Raw genomic sequence first — 15,306 nt, 5'->3', positions numbered from 1 at the left:
CTTGTGATTGCTTTTCTTACCCAGTATCCGCTGCTCGCCGCCCTGCTCGCTCTGGTCGGGCTGGCCGCTGTGTTTGGCGCGCTGTTGGGTTTTGCCGCAGTAAGGTTCAAGGCAGAGGGCAACCCGATTGCGGATGAGATCAACAACATCCTGCCCCAGACCCAGTGCGGTCAGTGCGGCTATCCCGGTTGCCGGCCCTATGCCGAGGCGATCGCCAATGGCGAAGACATCAATAAATGCCCGCCCGGTGGCGAGGCCGGAATTCAGGCGCTGGCAGACCTGTTGGACGTTGAGCCGCTGCCGCTGGACTCGGAACACGGCGAGGTCGCCACCGCACCGTCTGTTGCCTTTATTCGCGAAGCGGAATGTATCGGCTGTACCAAGTGTATCCAGGCCTGCCCGGTCGATGCCATCGTCGGCGCGGCCAAGCAGATGCACACTGTCATCATTAGTGAGTGCACCGGCTGTGACCTGTGCGTGGAACCCTGCCCCGTCGACTGTATCGATATGATTCCCCCTCAGGAAACCTTACAGACCTGGCACTGGAACCTGCCCGATCCGGTCAGCCGCAGCGTGGACATCATCGCTACGGATGCCCCGCGGGACGAGCCACCACGGGATCGCGCAGCATGAGAAAGATCTTTGGTTTCCACGGCGGCATCCATCCGCCGGAGAACAAGCACCAGTCCATGCGCACCCCAATTGCCGACGCCGGCATTCCGCCGGAACTGGTCATCCCATTGTCCCAGCACATCGGCACACCGGCCGGTGTAGTCGTTGAAATTGGGCAACACGTGCTAAAGGGTCAAATGATCGCCGAGGCGCAGGGCTTTGTCAGCGTGCCCAAACACGCACCGACCTCGGGTACCATTCAGGCGATAGAGGACAGGCTCATCGCCCACCCCTCCGGGCATCTCGCCCCGTGTATCGTCATCGTGCCCGACGGCAAAGATGAATGGATCGAGTGCACAGGCACACCGCACTATGAGACGCTGGACAAGGTAAAACTGATTGAGCTTATCCGCCATGCCGGCGTGGCGGGCATGGGCGGCGCCGGTTTCCCGAGTTCAGTCAAACTCTCGGTCAAAACCGGCACTCATATTGAAACCCTGATTATCAATGGCACCGAGTGCGAACCCTATATCACCGCCGATGACGCGCTGATGCGCGAGCGCGCGGAGCAGATCATAGAGGGCGCCAAAATTCTGCGCTATATCATCGGCCCTCAGGAAACACTGATCGGCGTTGAAGAAAACAAACCCGAGGGTATCGCCGCGCTGCGCGCGGCAGCACAGGGCAGCGGCATTGAAGTCGTTGATTTCCCTACCAAGTATCCATCCGGTGGCGAAAAGCAGCTGATCGAGATACTCACCGGCAAGCAGGTACCCAGTGGCGGCCTGCCTTCACAGGTGGGCGTGGTCTGCCAGAACATTGGCAGCACGGTGGCAATCTATGATGCCGTGGTTCACGGTAGGCCATTGATATCCAGGGTGACCACTGTCACCGGCAATGCTGTGCGCGATCCGCAGAACTTCCAGGTACTGCTCGGTACCCCGATGCGCTATTTGCTGGAGAAAGCCGGTTACCATCCGGAGAAGAACCGGCGCCTGATTATGGGTGGGCCGATGATGGGATTCACGGTTCCCGACAGCGACGTCCCCATTGTGAAGACCACCAACTGCCTGCTCGCGCCCACCGAAGCTGAATTGCCGACACCGCCGCCGGCCCAGGCCTGCATCCGCTGCGGCATGTGCGCCGAGGCCTGCCCGGCAAGCCTGTTGCCACAGCAGCTATTCTGGTTCGCCCAGGGCAAGGAATTCGAAAAACTGGAAGATCACAACCTGTTCGATTGCATCGAGTGCGGCGCCTGCTCCTACGCCTGTCCCAGCAATATACCGCTGGTGCAGTATTACCGCGCATCGAAAGCCGAAATTCTGCAGCAGCGTCGCGATCATGAAAAGGCGGAGGCGTCTCGCATCCGTTTCGAGTCACGCCAGCGTCGCCTGGAACAGGCGGAAGCAGAGAAAGAAGCCAAGCGCGCCGCACGCAAAAAGGCCGCGGAGAAGCGCGCCCAGACTGCGAGCAGCGACAGTGGCGAAGATCCGATACAGGCAGCCATTGCGCGCGCCCAGGCAAAGAAAGCTGCACAACAGAGTGGCGATGGTGAGCAGAGCGAACTGGAAAAACTGGAAAAAGCGGTGGTCTCTGCGCAGAAACGGCTGGATACCGCGACGGCCAAACTGGAGCAGGCCAAAGCTGAAGGCAGCGACCTGGTGGAGGCCCTGCAGACTGGTGTAGACAAAACCCGCACCAAACTGGCCACCGCCGAACAGGCGCTCAGTGAGTATCAGAAGTCGCACAATCAGGAGACCACCGCAGAGGCTGAGCCACCGGTAGACGCAGCCAAGGCCGCAATCGAAAAAGCGATGGCAAAACGCAAGGCTGAGGCCGCACTGAGTCCGACAGAGAAGGCGCAGGCCGATCTCGCCAAACTGCAGCAGCGCCTGCAAAAAACCGAAGAGAAATTGGCCCAGAGCAAAGCCAATGGCGACGAGGAGAAAATTATTGTGGCGCTGGAATCCACTGTGGTGCGCCTGACCGAAAAAATCAGCGCCACCGAGCAAGTGCTGCAATCGGCAGAGGACGCCTGACATGGCCCTGATACGCCTCACCTCGCCCCACGCCCACGGCCCCATGAGCACGCAGCGCGTCATGCAGTATGTGCTGCTGGCCACCGTGCCGGGCATTATCGTGCTCACTCACTTCTTCGGCTTTGGCACACTGGTCAATATTCTCTGGGGCTGTGTGGTCGCTGTCGCCTGCGAATCGCTGGCGCTCAAGCTCCGGCGTCGTCCGCTGGGGTTTTACCTGAAAGATTGCAGTGCATTGGTCACGGCGTTTTTGCTGTGTATTGCGCTACCGCCCTACTCCCCGTGGTGGCTGATCGCTGTCGGCATCGCCAGCGCGATACTGCTGGCCAAGCAGTTGTATGGCGGCTTGGGCTACAACCCCTTCAATCCGGCGATGGCCGGCTACGTGATCCTGCTTATCTCCTTCCCGGTACAGATGACAACATGGGCGGCGCCACTGGGCGCGGGCGGCGAAGTGCCCGGCCTGTGGCAGGCGCTGCAGGCTTGTTTCACCCCCGGCCAGTATGACGCGGTAACCATGGCGACACCGCTGGACGTGTTGAAACAGAACAACAGCTTGCTGATTGATGACTTGTGGCAGCAGAGCCCGCAGTTTGGCACCTTTGCCGGCATCGGCTGGGAGTGGGCGAATGTCGCGTTTCTGGCTGGCGGAGCCTGGTTGCTATACAAGCGGATTTTCACCTGGCATGCCCCGGTCGCGATGCTGGCCAGCCTCAGTCTCCTCGCCGCAATTTTTTATGATGGCGGCAGTTCCGCCAGCGGCGGTTCACCCCTGTTTCACCTGTTTAGCGGCGCGACGATGTTCGGCGCCTTCTTCATCGTAACCGACCCCGTCACCTCCGCTGTATCTCTTCGCGGCCGCCTGATCTACGGCGCGCTGATCGGGGTGCTGGTGTACGTGATACGGGTGCGGGGCAACTACCCCGACGCGATTGCCTTTGCCGTGTTGATCATGAATTTTTCCGCGCCGTTTATCGACTACTACACCCAGCCTCGCACATATGGTCACAGCGACAAACGGGGAGAGAAGTAATGCTCGGGCAGTCGATAACACGCAACAGCCTGCTGCTGGCACTCTTCGCCGTGTGCACCACGGCGCTGATCGCCGGCACCTACCTGCTGACCCGGGACGATATCGCGGAACAGAAGCGGCTGGCGGAAGAGAAGGCACTGCTGGAAATCATCCCCCGGGAACGCCACGATAACTCCATGCTGGACGACACCATCGCGGTTGGCCCTGCAGATGAGGGGCTGGGCCTGCGCGAGGATAAGCGGATCTATATTGCGCGCCAGAATGGAGAAGTGATCGCGGCCATTATCCCGGTGGTAGCACCCGACGGTTACACCGGTGAGATCGAATTGATTGTCGGCGTAAACACCGATGGCACCATTGCCGGCGTACGCGCCCTGACACACAGGGAGACGCCGGGGCTGGGCGACAAGGTCGACGTCAAGAAATCCGACTGGATACTGGATTTTGCCGGCCGCTCGCTGCGCAATCCAACACTGCAGGGCTGGGCGGTGAAGAAAGACAAGGGCGTTTTCGACCAGTTTACCGGCGCCACCATCACACCGCGAGCGGTTGTCGCAGCCACCCTTCGCGCCTTACAATTCGCCCAGGCCAATAGACAGCTCCTGTTCGACGAACCGGACCCCGCGCCCACTGGAGAAGATTGAGAATGGCAGAAGTCAGCTATAAAGACCTCTCGCTTAACGGCCTGTGGAAGAACAACCCCGCCATCGTGCAGCTGTTGGGCCTGTGCCCGTTACTGGCTGTCACCGGCACGGTGGTCAATGCCATCGGTCTGGGGTTAGCCACCACCATGGTGCTTATCACGTCCAACACGGCGGTATCACTGATTCGCAATATCGTCTCCGACGCGATTCGACTGCCCGCGTTCGTGATGATTATCGCCGCGGCCGTCACCTGTATTGAGTTGCTGATGCAGGCCTACACCTACGAGCTGTACGAGATTCTGGGTATATTCCTGCCGCTGATTACCACCAACTGCGTGATCCTCGGCCGCGCCGACGGCTTTGCCGCCAAAAACTCGCTCGGCCCCTCGGCCTACGACGGGTTTATCATGGGCATGGGCTTCGCGGCGGTACTGGTGCTGCTGGGCGCACTGCGCGAACTGACCGGTACCGGCGCATTGTTTGCCAATATGGACTTACTGTTCGGCCCCGGTGCAGCCGACTGGAAAATTGAGTTCTTCGGCGATTACCAGCCGTTCCTGTTGGCGATTCTGCCACCGGGGGCGTTTATCTTCACCGGCCTGATTATCGCGGTAAAAAATATCATCGATGACCAGATCAAAAAGCGTGAAGCCGCGCTGAAAGCCAAACCGGTTAAAGGCGCCAAACGCGTACGCGTCACCGGCACCGTGTCCTAGGTTTTCTCCCCGCTCAACACCATCAGGGTGTCCAGCAGTTCATCCACGGCTGCATCATCCATGCCGTGGTTGTCCTCGTCACAGCTGTAGGTGATAAAGAGTAGCAGCGCGCCGTGGAACACATACCACTCGCGAACCCCCGTCTCCTCTTCAATATAGCGACTGTGCACACCGCGGAAGTCCCCCAGCGTGACCGGTTGCCAGTCCAGTGGCTGTTCAGATTCCTCCCGTGCGATATCGAGGACAGTGTGCGCGTCAAACTCACCCTCTTCCTTGTGCAGGGTGCTGATTTCAATACAACCGACATCGTCCCGATCACCGACCAGAATACTGTCTTCTTCCGAGTCAGCCCACCATTCCGGCGGAATCGCCATGCTCCACCACTCGGTTTCAAGCACATTCATTCGCAGTTCCTTTTAGCGGTTTGGACATTAACAGCGCATTCTCGCGCGTATCGCCACGAGGGTAGTAATTTTTGCGTATGCCATCCAGTGAAAAACCGTTGGCTGTGTACAAAACTCTGGCAGCCGTATTGGATTCACGGACTTCCAGCAGACAGCGCAGCGCACCTTCGTGCTCGGCGCGATCGAGGGCTGCCAACAACAGCGCCCGGCCCAGCCCCCTTCGCTGGTATACCGGGTCTACAGCGATACTCAGCAGCGTGGCCTCGTCCAGTACCAGGGATACCACCACAAACCCGACGATCTGCGAGACCTCTTCAGCCACCAGCACCCACGAGGAATGTCCCTCGCTCGCCGCACATGCGGCGGCAAACTGCGCCTCACTCCAGGGGTGGATATTGACGCCGGCATCGATCGCCGCGAGTCTCTGGGCATCGGCCACAGCGGCTGGCCGGAATGCGTGCGTCACGACGTCCCGAGCAACGGCTGCAGATCGCGCCATACCTGTTGCTTGAGCGTGGGGTCGGCCAGAATCTCAGCACTACTGGCCGTATTCACAGAAAGAACGTCCAGCTGTGACAGCGGCAGGCGCTTGGCTGCAGACTCCCCCATCAGGACCAGCCCGCGACACCCACACTGCTCCAGACGCCGACTGACAAATGCCGCCACACTGGCACGCGCGGACACCTCGCCCTGATCGAGCTGGCGATTGCTATGAAGTGGCCAGTCAAACTGCGCCATCTCGGGTTTAGGCACAGGGAGTCCTGCGCCCGAAGAAAGTGCGAGCGCATGAGCCATGGCCTGCACCAGGTGTACCTGTTCCGTAGCCAGCGGCATGCCGTGCAACTCCTCCAGCCACAACCATCCCCCGGCAACAATGGCGCTCAGGCTGAATCGCGGCACCACCTCTGCGCCCGGGGAGACCTGGGGTGGCGGCTCGGTTTCAGGGTGCTTCTTTCGGGTTCCAAGGTCGAAATCCGGGCGGGTGAAGCCCGCTGGCTGTTGCCTTGATCCAGCAGCATCACCAGAAACATCGGCCAATTCCGGGGCCGTATCGGCGGGCATCAACCCCGCAGTCGGCACAATGGCCAAACGCGGTGTGACTGCGGCACCGGGCAACTGGGTACGCGACACATAGCTGTCGATTTCCAGTGCATCCAGATAGGCCATGCGCCGCAGTTCATTCATCGGAGGTCTCACGTTTTCCGGTGTTTATCCGGGTGAGAGTCTAACAGCATTTCCATCGCTGCTATAGGAAACGCCAACCGTGGCGATTAAAAAACCGTATCCCGGAGCGGATAAAATAGCGCAGGTGAAGATGGCCTTTGCTGGCCGCATACCCGCCGTGGTGCACAATGCGCATAGCCGGGTCAAACACCAGCCGGCCCTGCGTTGCCAGGCGCAGCGACAGGTCAAAATCCTCAAAGTACAGGAAAAAATCCTCATCGAAGCCGTTCACAGCGCGCAACGCTGCTGTGCGCATCAACATAAAGCAGCCACTGGCGATCTCGACTTCAGCGGTAGCTTTCCCGCTGCAGAGGTCGCGCATTTCGTAGCTGGCCAGTTGCCGCTGAAACAAGCGGCGCACAACAGCGGGCGCAAAGCCGCGTAACAACAGCACCAGCACCGTTGGATAGCGCTTGCACAAAAACTCCTGCTTGCCGTCACTGCCCACAACACCGGGGCTGAGCAGCACGATATCACTGGACTGGCGCAATGCTGTCAGGCCCGCTTGCAGTGTATCGTCCTGTAATTCTACATCGGGATTGAGCACCAGGTGATATTCACTGGTAAGCCCAGGCAGTACCGTATTATGGCCGTGTCCGAAGCCCATATTGCTGGATTGGGGGGCATAACGAACGTCGAACCACTCACTCTCTGGCCAGCCGTCGAGTTGCGACTGCAAGTCACCCCGATAGGCCATGTCGGATGCATTGTCGACCAGCCAGACCGTCACCGGCCCCAGAAGGCCCGCTTCTCGCGCTTGCCGAGCTGAATGCCTTAGGCTGTCTACAGTGGCGCACACCAGCTCCAGTGAGCTGTTGTAGAGCACTATGGACACGGAGAGGCGAGCCTGGGCACGGGTGCTGTCATTCATCGCGCAGATGGTAACAGCTAGCCGGCACCGCGCAATACGGGATCACCCGAAGCTGACAGACAGGGCCGGAAATCGGCACAATCCTGGTTTCATATACCCAGTTGGAATGTAAACAGGCGCCACCTCGCCTCCCCGTGATGAGACGGCAATGCTCCGGCACAGCCAACCTTGTGTAAAAAATCACAAAAGTTGCCTATCACCCTGTTATTAATCGAGTTTTCAGGCAATGTGATGTTAAGCTGATACCGGTAACACATTCAGTGGTCGAGGCTGGGGCAAAACCCCGAATCAGGGACGACAAGACAACGTTAACAGGCAACACCAATAAAAACCGCTGCACGGCGGGCAACAGGGGATAAACATGATCAATCGGGGCGCTACGCTTGTCAGCCGTCTGGCTGTTTTAACTGCATTTCTGTTCACGCTCGCCGCCTGTGGCGGGGGCGGCGGAGGCGGCAGCACGTTCTACGATGAAGACGGCGCCAGCAGCAGCGGTGGCGACCCCACCCCCTCGTTGTCTTTAGCACTGTTTGACGCCGAGGGAGAACCGACAGATACCGTGACGTCTGGAACACCCGGAACGCTCGTAGTGAGCATGCCAGGGGGAACCCGGAATGTGCTGGTAACAGCTGAAACAGACATAGGTACCCTCTTGCCCGAATCAGGCACAGCTCTAACCAATCTGCGTGGCGAAGCGACCTTCCAGATAACCGCTGGCCTGGACTCCGGCAGTGGCACTGTCACCGCTACGGCAACAACCGCCGACGGTGACTACACAGGCTTCCTGACGATAAACGTGGAGGCCGGTTCGATCTCGCTTGCATTGTATGACCCTGAGGGCAATGAAACCAATACGGTGACGTCCTCGTCTCCGGGTACTTTGAGAGCAACGGTCGAAGGCAGTGGCGCGAATGTTCTGGTCTCTGCGACCACCGAAGTTGGTGTGCTTTTTCCTGAATCAGGAACAGCATTGACGAATGAAGCCGGTGTAGCAACCTTTCAGATTGAAGCAGGCGCTGAAAAGGGTGCTGGCAACGTTACGGCGACCGCAACTACCGACGCGGGCACGATTTCCAGCGACCTGGCATTTCAGGTGGGCGACAGTGGGCTGCGACTTGGATATTACGATGACAACAATCAGTTCGTCGAAAATCAAATTTTAATTGAACCCGCTTCCACCGTTTCTGCAGGGGGCAATGCCCAACTGTCGGTAGTCGTCCTGAATGAAGAAGGTGACCGGGTAACAACCGCGGAAGAAGTGAGGTTCAACAGCGGCTGTATCGCAGCCTCACTGGCGACAATAAACCCGGAAGTTGCACAATCTATCAACGGGCAGGCGTCCACATTGTATTCTGCGACCGGCTGCTCCGGAGTGGACAACATCACCGCCAGTCTGGCAGGCGCGGATGCACAGGCTTTTGGCCAACTGACTGTCGCTGGCCCGACAGCAAATGCCATTGAGTTTGTCAGCGCAGAACCGCTGCTGATTGTGCTAAAGGGCACCGGAGGCCAGGGCCGGGATGAAACATCCACGGTTGTGTTCCGTGTAGTTGATGGGTCTGGCAGTCCGCTGCAAGGTGTGACGGTTGGATTTTCGCTTACAACCAGTGTTGGCGGACTTTCGTTGTCAAAAACGTCTACGCTCAGCGATGGTGATGGCCAGGTGAGTGTTACCGTTCAATCAGGAGAAATTCCAACAGTAGTGCGGGTTCTGGCATCAGTCGATAGTGGTAGCGGCAACCTAGTCACGACCGTATCGGACTTGCTTACCGTGACAACCGGATTACCCGATCAAAACTCGATCAGCCTTTCCGTTGGCGATTGTGGCGACGGCGGTAGCTTTGTCGTCGCCGGCGGGATGACCACCGATGGTCTATGCCGATTGTTGACGGTCGCTATGGCAGACAAGTTCAACAATCCGGTGGTAGATGGCACGGCTGCCGTGTTCACCACAGAGTACGGTTCAATCGAGAGCTCTTGTACAACAGTCGGGGGTACATGCTCTGTCGAGTGGAGCAGTCAGGAGCCCCGGTTTCCGACGCTCACAGGGCAAACTTATGTTGTAGGCATAAACTCATCTGTCACCTGCCCCAGCTTTCCAAACTCTAACTCTGGTCCTATTCCTTGCCCCGATGATCTGGGATGGATTCGAGGTGGGCGCTCAACGATTCTGGTAACAGCGCTTGGCGAAGAGTCTTTCATCGACCGCAACGGAAATGGCGTGATGGATCAGGATGAGTCGACTCTATTTGAGAATATGCCTGAAGCCTTTCTTGATGAAAATGAGGACGGTGTTTACACACCTGCGCTGAATATTTGCCCTCCAGAGCTGAATTCCGGCCCGCTGCGCTGCATCGCGGGTCAGGAAGAGACTTTTGTCGACTTCAATTCGAACGGTGTCTATGACTACAATGATGACCCCGAGTGGTACAATGGCCTACTCTGCCCAGTTGAAGGCGACGGCATATGGTGTAGCCGAACCCTGATCAATGTCAGGGGCTCGCAGGTTATCACTTTGGGTGATGGACCCAACTTCACCCCCCCTCGTTTTGTCATCGAAAACCAAACTGGAAATACAGAGACCGTCACTGTCTATTTTGCGGACTATTACAACAATCCGCCACCTGCAGGTTCCACCGTAACGGTGGCAGCCGTAGATAATTGTAAAATAGAAGGGCCTTCGAGTTCCGATGTCTTTAACCAGTCAGGGAGTGGCGCCTTCCAATTCACGTACAAAACTTCCCGTGAAGTCAAGGATCCACCTGAGACGGGTACAGTGAATGTGACACTCTCCACTCCAGAATCCACTTTGACCTGGCCCCGAGACTGCTACTAGCAATGCCGCACGAGGCGCGTCTTTTGGACGCGCCTCAAACCCTCTTCTCGCAACAAGCGGCAAAGAATGGATGCGCCCGATCGACAGCATTCGCCAATGGAATGAGCCGCCAATCCCCAAGTTGATTCCTTACCTACGCCTCTGCCACCGATCCTCCGGCAAACAGGGTCAAGCCGTATTCAAACTCATTGCACCAGCCCATCCATGGGGGGCCACGCGGGCACCCACACACGCGGGTTTGAGCATGCTATGCTCCACCAAGGCAAGCGCCAAGGACTGAGGGTCCAAACCGTCAATGAAATCATTGTTTGGCAATATGCGCACATCAATACAGCTCACGGTCGTTATTGCGTTTGTGATTGCGACGGCGCTGACGGCCTCCCTTGCCATTGGCCTGCAGTATTATTTCGGCCAGTCCATGGCCAGAACTGTCGCCGCCGACCTTTATGAAACCGGCTCTTCCGGCATTGCCAGCGAACTGCGCAATATCGCGCAGATCAATGCCAATGTTATCGATTTGCTCGCTGACAACCCTGTCCTCGCTGATCCCAAGCAGGGCGCAGCGCACCTGGAGATATTTACGCAGGTGTTGCTGAAAAACCCACTGTACTACGGCATCTATCTGGGCGGCGACGATGGCAGTTTTTTCGAGGTCATCAATCTTGAAACCAGTGACACTGCGCGCACGCAACTGCGAGCACATCCCCACGATCGCTGGCTCATCATCTCCCTGCAGAACTCGGCGGATGGGCCGCAACGTCACTACCAGTACCTGGATGAGCAGATGCAAACGCGGCTTTCACGCTCTGAACCCACCGATTATGAGGTAAGCACCAGGCCCTGGTACGCCAGTGCCATGGCGTCTGATGAAGTGCAAATGACGGAGCCATATATTTTCGCTCAACTGGGGGCACCGGGTCGCACCATGTCAAAGCGGCTGAAAAACTCGGACACAGTCGTAGCTATCGATATGACGCTGGCGACAATCTCCGAGTTTTTGAATGAGCACAAGATCTCACAGCACGGGGATGTCTACCTCTTCAATGCGTCGGGTGATGTTATCGCCTCCAGCCTCCACCGGCAAAAACAGGAGGGGCGGCTCCCGGTTCCCAACCTGGTACTTACCGAGCAGGAGAAGCAGTTTGTTGCCGCACAGCCAGTGCTTAGAGTATCCAATGAACTGAACTGGCCGCCGTTCGATTACGCGCAAGCGGGGCAGCCCAACGGTTACTCCATTGATGTGGTCAAACTGATTGCACAGATGACAGGCCTGAAAATCAGATTCAGCAATGGTTTCACCTGGCCGGAGTTAGTTGCCCTTTATCAGGAAGGCGAGATCGATCTACTGCAATCGGTGATAGCCACCGAGACCAATACGTCACTGGGGCTGTTCGGCCTGGGTTATGCCAAAGTCCCCTATGCCCTGGCGACACGCGAGAACTTTGGCACGATCAGCAGCATAACCGAACTCAATGGCAAACGGCTGGCCATTCCTGCAGGTTGGTCAACAATACCTGTTATGCGTGCCCGTTACCCACAGATTCACATTGTGGAGGCTGCCTCCACATTAAAGGCGATGGAAATGGTACTGGCCGGAGGTGCAAGTGCCGCGCTGGATACGGCGGCGATTATGCGATTCCTCGAACGCACCTATTCGTTGCCCGGCTTACAGTTTCATGGAGAAGCTATCCTGGGCGAAAACCAACTGCCCGATACGCTGCATATCGTCGTACCCGAAGATCGGCCACAGCTTCGACAGTTGATAGACAAAGCCATTGCTGCGCTGGGTGAAGAACAGCGTAGATACCTGACCGACAAGTGGTTGGAATCCGATGGAAGCGCCGGCTCCGGTCAATCCAATACCGTTCCCAGTGACATGCTTACGCGGATTGCTGCGGAACCCGCTCTGCACGGCCAACTTCTGGAGACACCGCTCAATGGTGAAACCTATCTCGCCTATGCCGCTCGCACAGGGCAGGGCAAAAATCCCCTGTATATCGGCATCCTCACGCCACGCGATGAGTTGGTAGCCCCCTTTCTGGACCAGGTAAAAATCTCCATCGCACTCACTGCTTTATTTTTGCTCATACTGCTACCGCTGTCCTGGGTTTTCGCTCGACCGATTGTCCGCCCAATCCGGCAACTGGCACGTGAAAATGATAAAGTTCAGCGGCGTGAGTTTGCCAAAGTAAAGCATGTGAACTCGAATGTGAAAGAGCTGCATGAGTTGTCCAGCTCCATGGTTAGTATGGTTGCCGCCATACAGAGGCATGAACTGGAACAACGGGCGTTGATGGATGCCTTCATCGAATTAATTGCACAGGCCATCGACGATAAATCCGCCTACACCGGCAGCCATTGTAAACGCGTACCGGAGCTGGCGCTGATGCTCGCCGAACATGCTGTAGTGAGCGATTTACCAGCGTTCCGTGATTTTAAACTCGAGACGGATGACCAGTGGCGCGAATACCGCATAGCCGCCTGGTTGCACGACTGTGGCAAGATCACCACGCCTGAACATATCGTCGACAAGGGCAGTAAGCTGGAGGTGATCTACAATCGCCTGCACGAAGTTCGAATGCGTTTTGAAGTGCTGTGGCGTGATGCCGAAATTGCCTACTGGAAACAACGCCTGCAAACACCCGAAATGGACGCAACACTGTTGGAAACGCTCCAGCGCAGGCAGAGAGAGTTGCTCGATCAATTTGCCTTCGTTGCCAGTTGCAACGTGGGCGGGGAATTCCTGGATCAGGATAAGCTCGATCGACTGCAAGAAGTCGCCCGCCAGACCTGGCAGCGACATTTCGACAACCGCATCGGCCTTTCCCCGCTGGAAGAACTGCGCGCATCGGGCCCGGCACCGACGCTGCCAGCGACAGAACAGCTCTTAAGTGACAGGCCGGAACACATTATCGACCGTGAACACCCCGCCATCTACCCAGCGGAATACGGTATCGATATGTCTATTCCAGAGCACCTCTACAACCAGGGTGAGATTTACAACCTGTCTGTGTCGCGCGGCACATTGACCGAAGAGGACCGTTTCAAAATCAACGAGCACATGATCAGCACGATCAAGATGCTGGAAAGCTTACCCTTCCCCGAAGAACTGAAAAACGTACCGCGCTATGCTTCTACGCACCATGAAACATTAAAGGGCACCGGCTACCCCCGCAAGCTGCCCGGAGAAACACTGAGTATTCCCGAGCGCATACTCGCGATCGCCGATATTTTCGAGGCGTTGACAGCATCTGACCGCCCCTACAAAAAAGCCAAGCCAGTGAGCGAGGCGATAGCGATCTTGCACAGAATGGTTTTGGACAACCATATCGACAAGGACTGCTTTGAACTGTTTTTACGCGACGAGGTATATCTGCAATACGCCAGGGAATTTCTGCCGGAGAGCCAGATTGACCATGTGGACGTGGAGCAGTACCTCGCGGGTTAATCCTTAATGGTTGATACGTTGAACAGATGCCCGGGCTTGAATTTCAGCAAAGGAATCCACTGACCCAGCTTGCGCAATACGCCGTGCTCTTCGACATAGCGCGCATAGGCACAGTAGTCCGGATCCTGCGACAGGTGGCGCTCTTCTGTGCGCGCCCGCAACAGGTAAATAATATTCAGCAGCAACAACAATATACAATGACGCAACGACTCATCGGCCGTGGAGTTGAGCATAAACGGCATGGAGATCAGCCACCACGATAAGCCTTTGCAGACATAAGCAGGATGTTTGCAATAGCGGTACGGCCCGTTGGTAAGGATACCGCGGTGTGTCAAATTGGAAAATCGAATACCGAAGGCGAGACTGGACCACGCATAAATAGCAACCAATACCAGAATTGTACTGCCCCACGCAATGTACACCGCAGTGTAATCCCCCAACCACTTCCCCCACGAGGCGCCGCCGGATTGATAGTCGATGTAATGCGAGGAAAAGAACGCCCAGAATGGCTGGTAACACATAATCGCGACAGCCCAGCCCAGCAGTGTGGGTTCGGTTGAGCGGATATGTGAGTCCGTCGCCTTGAACGTGCACAGGTAGCCGGTAAATGCGATCAGCAAATCGATATAGAAGAGGAAATCAAAGAGGAAGTCATAGAAGAATCGGAAATTGAGGAAAATGATTTCAAAGTGATACGCGCGAAAGTAATGCACTTTGCCGGCTAAAAACACAAACATCAGGGGTAGGAAGAACAGCTTTACCAACCAGCCCAGCATGTGCTGCCCAAGTATCCCACGATCGACGTGCTGCCAACGCAGCAACACCACCTGCCCCGCATGCCAATAGCCATCGCGCTCGCCACCGCTGCGACTATCCATCCAGAAAAAATACGGTACTGCCAGTGCCAACCACCACGGCGCCAGCGTGCGCAGGGCGGCATAATATTTGGCATAAAACGCGCCCCGGTACTCGGGAAACAGCGAATAGATACCGACAATCAACCACAGGGTGGCGGCCAGCCCAAGCAGTTTCACCAACACGCGCGGCACATTCAGTGCCGCACGAGGTTGTTTATCCAGGGTTGTGCGCCCGGGTTTCAGCCAGATCGCCTCCAGCACTATCACAGGTAGCGCATAGGATGCCCCAAGCAGCACCACGGCAAACAGTTCATCGACGCCCTTTCCAGCACCCAACAACCACCAGCCGGTAAGCAGGGAGAGTACCAGACCGATGGCATTAATCGTCATGCTGGTGGCTGAAGCCGGGGGCGCGCTGGAGCCCTTCATAGAACGCATCTCAAACAGTTTGTGGTAGTAATTGGTAATACTGCAGCATCAACACTATCACCTGAGTTTGATTGGGTGTGTGGGTTCTGCCCCACATTAGTAGGTGGTGCGAAGCCACTCCGCTGCCCAACTCTAGACATTATTCGATGGAGCAGAGGGCAATACAACTGCACTGCCCATTGGCTGACATTGC

The 15,306-nt window shown here is 56.9% G+C and carries 12 protein-coding genes; 7 read left to right on the top strand and 5 right to left on the bottom strand.

Features of this window, described 5'->3' with window-relative positions; genetic code table 11:
- Window positions 1-3: 3 nt before the first annotated feature.
- From rsxB to AC0L6S_RS00080, 5 genes are read left to right on the top strand one after another with little or no spacing between them, the layout of a single operon-like run.
- Window positions 4-633, top strand: coding sequence for an electron transport complex subunit RsxB (gene rsxB / locus AC0L6S_RS00100; RefSeq protein WP_473426379.1), 630 nt, complete (start codon window positions 4-6; stop codon window positions 631-633).
- Window positions 630-2,651 carry an electron transport complex subunit RsxC gene (gene rsxC / locus AC0L6S_RS00095; RefSeq protein WP_473426378.1) on the top strand — a complete coding sequence of 674 codons (2,022 nt, stop codon included), beginning with the start codon at window positions 630-632 and terminating at the stop codon, window positions 2,649-2,651. Before rsxB ends, rsxC begins: the two co-directional genes overlap by 4 nt.
- Window position 2,652: 1 nt before the next feature.
- A complete protein-coding gene (gene rsxD / locus AC0L6S_RS00090) occupies window positions 2,653-3,684 on the top strand; it encodes an electron transport complex subunit RsxD (RefSeq protein ID WP_473426377.1) in 1,032 nt (343 codons plus the stop codon).
- A complete protein-coding gene (gene rsxG / locus AC0L6S_RS00085; protein ID WP_473426376.1) occupies window positions 3,684-4,328 on the top strand; it encodes an electron transport complex subunit RsxG in 645 nt (214 codons plus the stop codon). Before rsxD ends, rsxG begins: the two co-directional genes overlap by 1 nt.
- A gap of 2 nt (window positions 4,329-4,330) precedes the next feature.
- Window positions 4,331-5,044, top strand: coding sequence for an electron transport complex subunit E (locus AC0L6S_RS00080; RefSeq protein ID WP_473426375.1), 714 nt, complete (start codon window positions 4,331-4,333; stop codon window positions 5,042-5,044).
- Here AC0L6S_RS00080 and AC0L6S_RS00075 read toward each other — a convergent pair.
- The 4 genes from AC0L6S_RS00075 to AC0L6S_RS00060 all read right to left on the bottom strand — a co-directional run bounded on the left by AC0L6S_RS00075 (window position 5,041) and on the right by AC0L6S_RS00060 (window position 7,543).
- Window positions 5,041-5,448: a hypothetical protein gene (locus tag AC0L6S_RS00075; RefSeq protein WP_473426374.1), complete on the bottom strand. Its 408-nt coding sequence runs from the start codon at window positions 5,446-5,448 to the stop codon at window positions 5,041-5,043. The two genes, AC0L6S_RS00080 and AC0L6S_RS00075, sit on opposite strands and share 4 nt — an antisense overlap.
- The gene (gene rimI / locus AC0L6S_RS00070) at window positions 5,435-5,947 is read right to left on the bottom strand and encodes a ribosomal protein S18-alanine N-acetyltransferase (protein WP_473426373.1); all 513 of its coding nucleotides are present in this window, start codon (window positions 5,945-5,947) and stop codon (window positions 5,435-5,437) included. The genes AC0L6S_RS00075 and rimI overlap by 14 nt, the downstream gene beginning before the upstream one ends.
- The gene (locus tag AC0L6S_RS00065) at window positions 5,911-6,633 is read right to left on the bottom strand and encodes a hypothetical protein (protein WP_473426372.1); all 723 of its coding nucleotides are present in this window, start codon (window positions 6,631-6,633) and stop codon (window positions 5,911-5,913) included. The genes rimI and AC0L6S_RS00065 overlap by 37 nt, the downstream gene beginning before the upstream one ends.
- 61 nt (window positions 6,634-6,694) lie before the next feature.
- Complete coding sequence (locus tag AC0L6S_RS00060; RefSeq protein WP_473426370.1) at window positions 6,695-7,543, bottom strand: glycosyltransferase family 2 protein; 849 nt, start codon at window positions 7,541-7,543, stop codon at window positions 6,695-6,697.
- Window positions 7,544-7,904: 361 nt separating this feature from the next.
- On the opposite strand from AC0L6S_RS00060, the gene AC0L6S_RS00055 reads away from it, so the two are divergent.
- Window positions 7,905-10,379, top strand: a complete 2,475-nt coding sequence (locus tag AC0L6S_RS00055; RefSeq protein WP_473426368.1) for an Ig-like domain-containing protein — start codon at window positions 7,905-7,907, stop codon at window positions 10,377-10,379.
- Between the two features lie 295 nt (window positions 10,380-10,674).
- Window positions 10,675-13,827, top strand: a complete 3,153-nt coding sequence (locus AC0L6S_RS00050) for an HD domain-containing phosphohydrolase (protein WP_473426367.1) — start codon at window positions 10,675-10,677, stop codon at window positions 13,825-13,827.
- Here AC0L6S_RS00050 and AC0L6S_RS00045 read toward each other — a convergent pair.
- A complete protein-coding gene (locus tag AC0L6S_RS00045) occupies window positions 13,824-15,113 on the bottom strand; it encodes an isoprenylcysteine carboxylmethyltransferase family protein (protein ID WP_473426366.1) in 1,290 nt (429 codons plus the stop codon). The genes AC0L6S_RS00050 and AC0L6S_RS00045 overlap by 4 nt on opposite strands.
- Window positions 15,114-15,306: the final 193 nt, after the last annotated feature.

It is taken from the genome of Halioglobus sp. D3-4 (assembly GCF_055809315.1).
Note: the sequence above shows the minus strand (reverse complement) of the source record. Positions and strands in the feature narration are given on the sequence as shown.

Coding starts and splice junctions, on each gene's coding strand:
- AC0L6S_RS00080 (WP_473426375.1), top strand. CDS start 4,331: ATGGCAGAAGTCAGCTATAAAGACCTCTCGCTTAACGGCCTGTGGAAG.
- rsxD (WP_473426377.1), top strand. CDS start 2,653: ATGGCCCTGATACGCCTCACCTCGCCCCACGCCCACGGCCCCATGAGC.
- AC0L6S_RS00050 (WP_473426367.1), top strand. CDS start 10,675: ATGAAATCATTGTTTGGCAATATGCGCACATCAATACAGCTCACGGTC.
- rsxC (WP_473426378.1), top strand. CDS start 630: ATGAGAAAGATCTTTGGTTTCCACGGCGGCATCCATCCGCCGGAGAAC.
- AC0L6S_RS00055 (WP_473426368.1), top strand. CDS start 7,905: ATGATCAATCGGGGCGCTACGCTTGTCAGCCGTCTGGCTGTTTTAACT.
- rimI (WP_473426373.1), bottom strand. CDS start 5,947: ATGGCGCGATCTGCAGCCGTTGCTCGGGACGTCGTGACGCACGCATTC.
- AC0L6S_RS00060 (WP_473426370.1), bottom strand. CDS start 7,543: ATGAATGACAGCACCCGTGCCCAGGCTCGCCTCTCCGTGTCCATAGTG.
- AC0L6S_RS00045 (WP_473426366.1), bottom strand. CDS start 15,113: ATGAAGGGCTCCAGCGCGCCCCCGGCTTCAGCCACCAGCATGACGATT.
- AC0L6S_RS00075 (WP_473426374.1), bottom strand. CDS start 5,448: ATGAATGTGCTTGAAACCGAGTGGTGGAGCATGGCGATTCCGCCGGAA.
- rsxG (WP_473426376.1), top strand. CDS start 3,684: ATGCTCGGGCAGTCGATAACACGCAACAGCCTGCTGCTGGCACTCTTC.
- AC0L6S_RS00065 (WP_473426372.1), bottom strand. CDS start 6,633: ATGAATGAACTGCGGCGCATGGCCTATCTGGATGCACTGGAAATCGAC.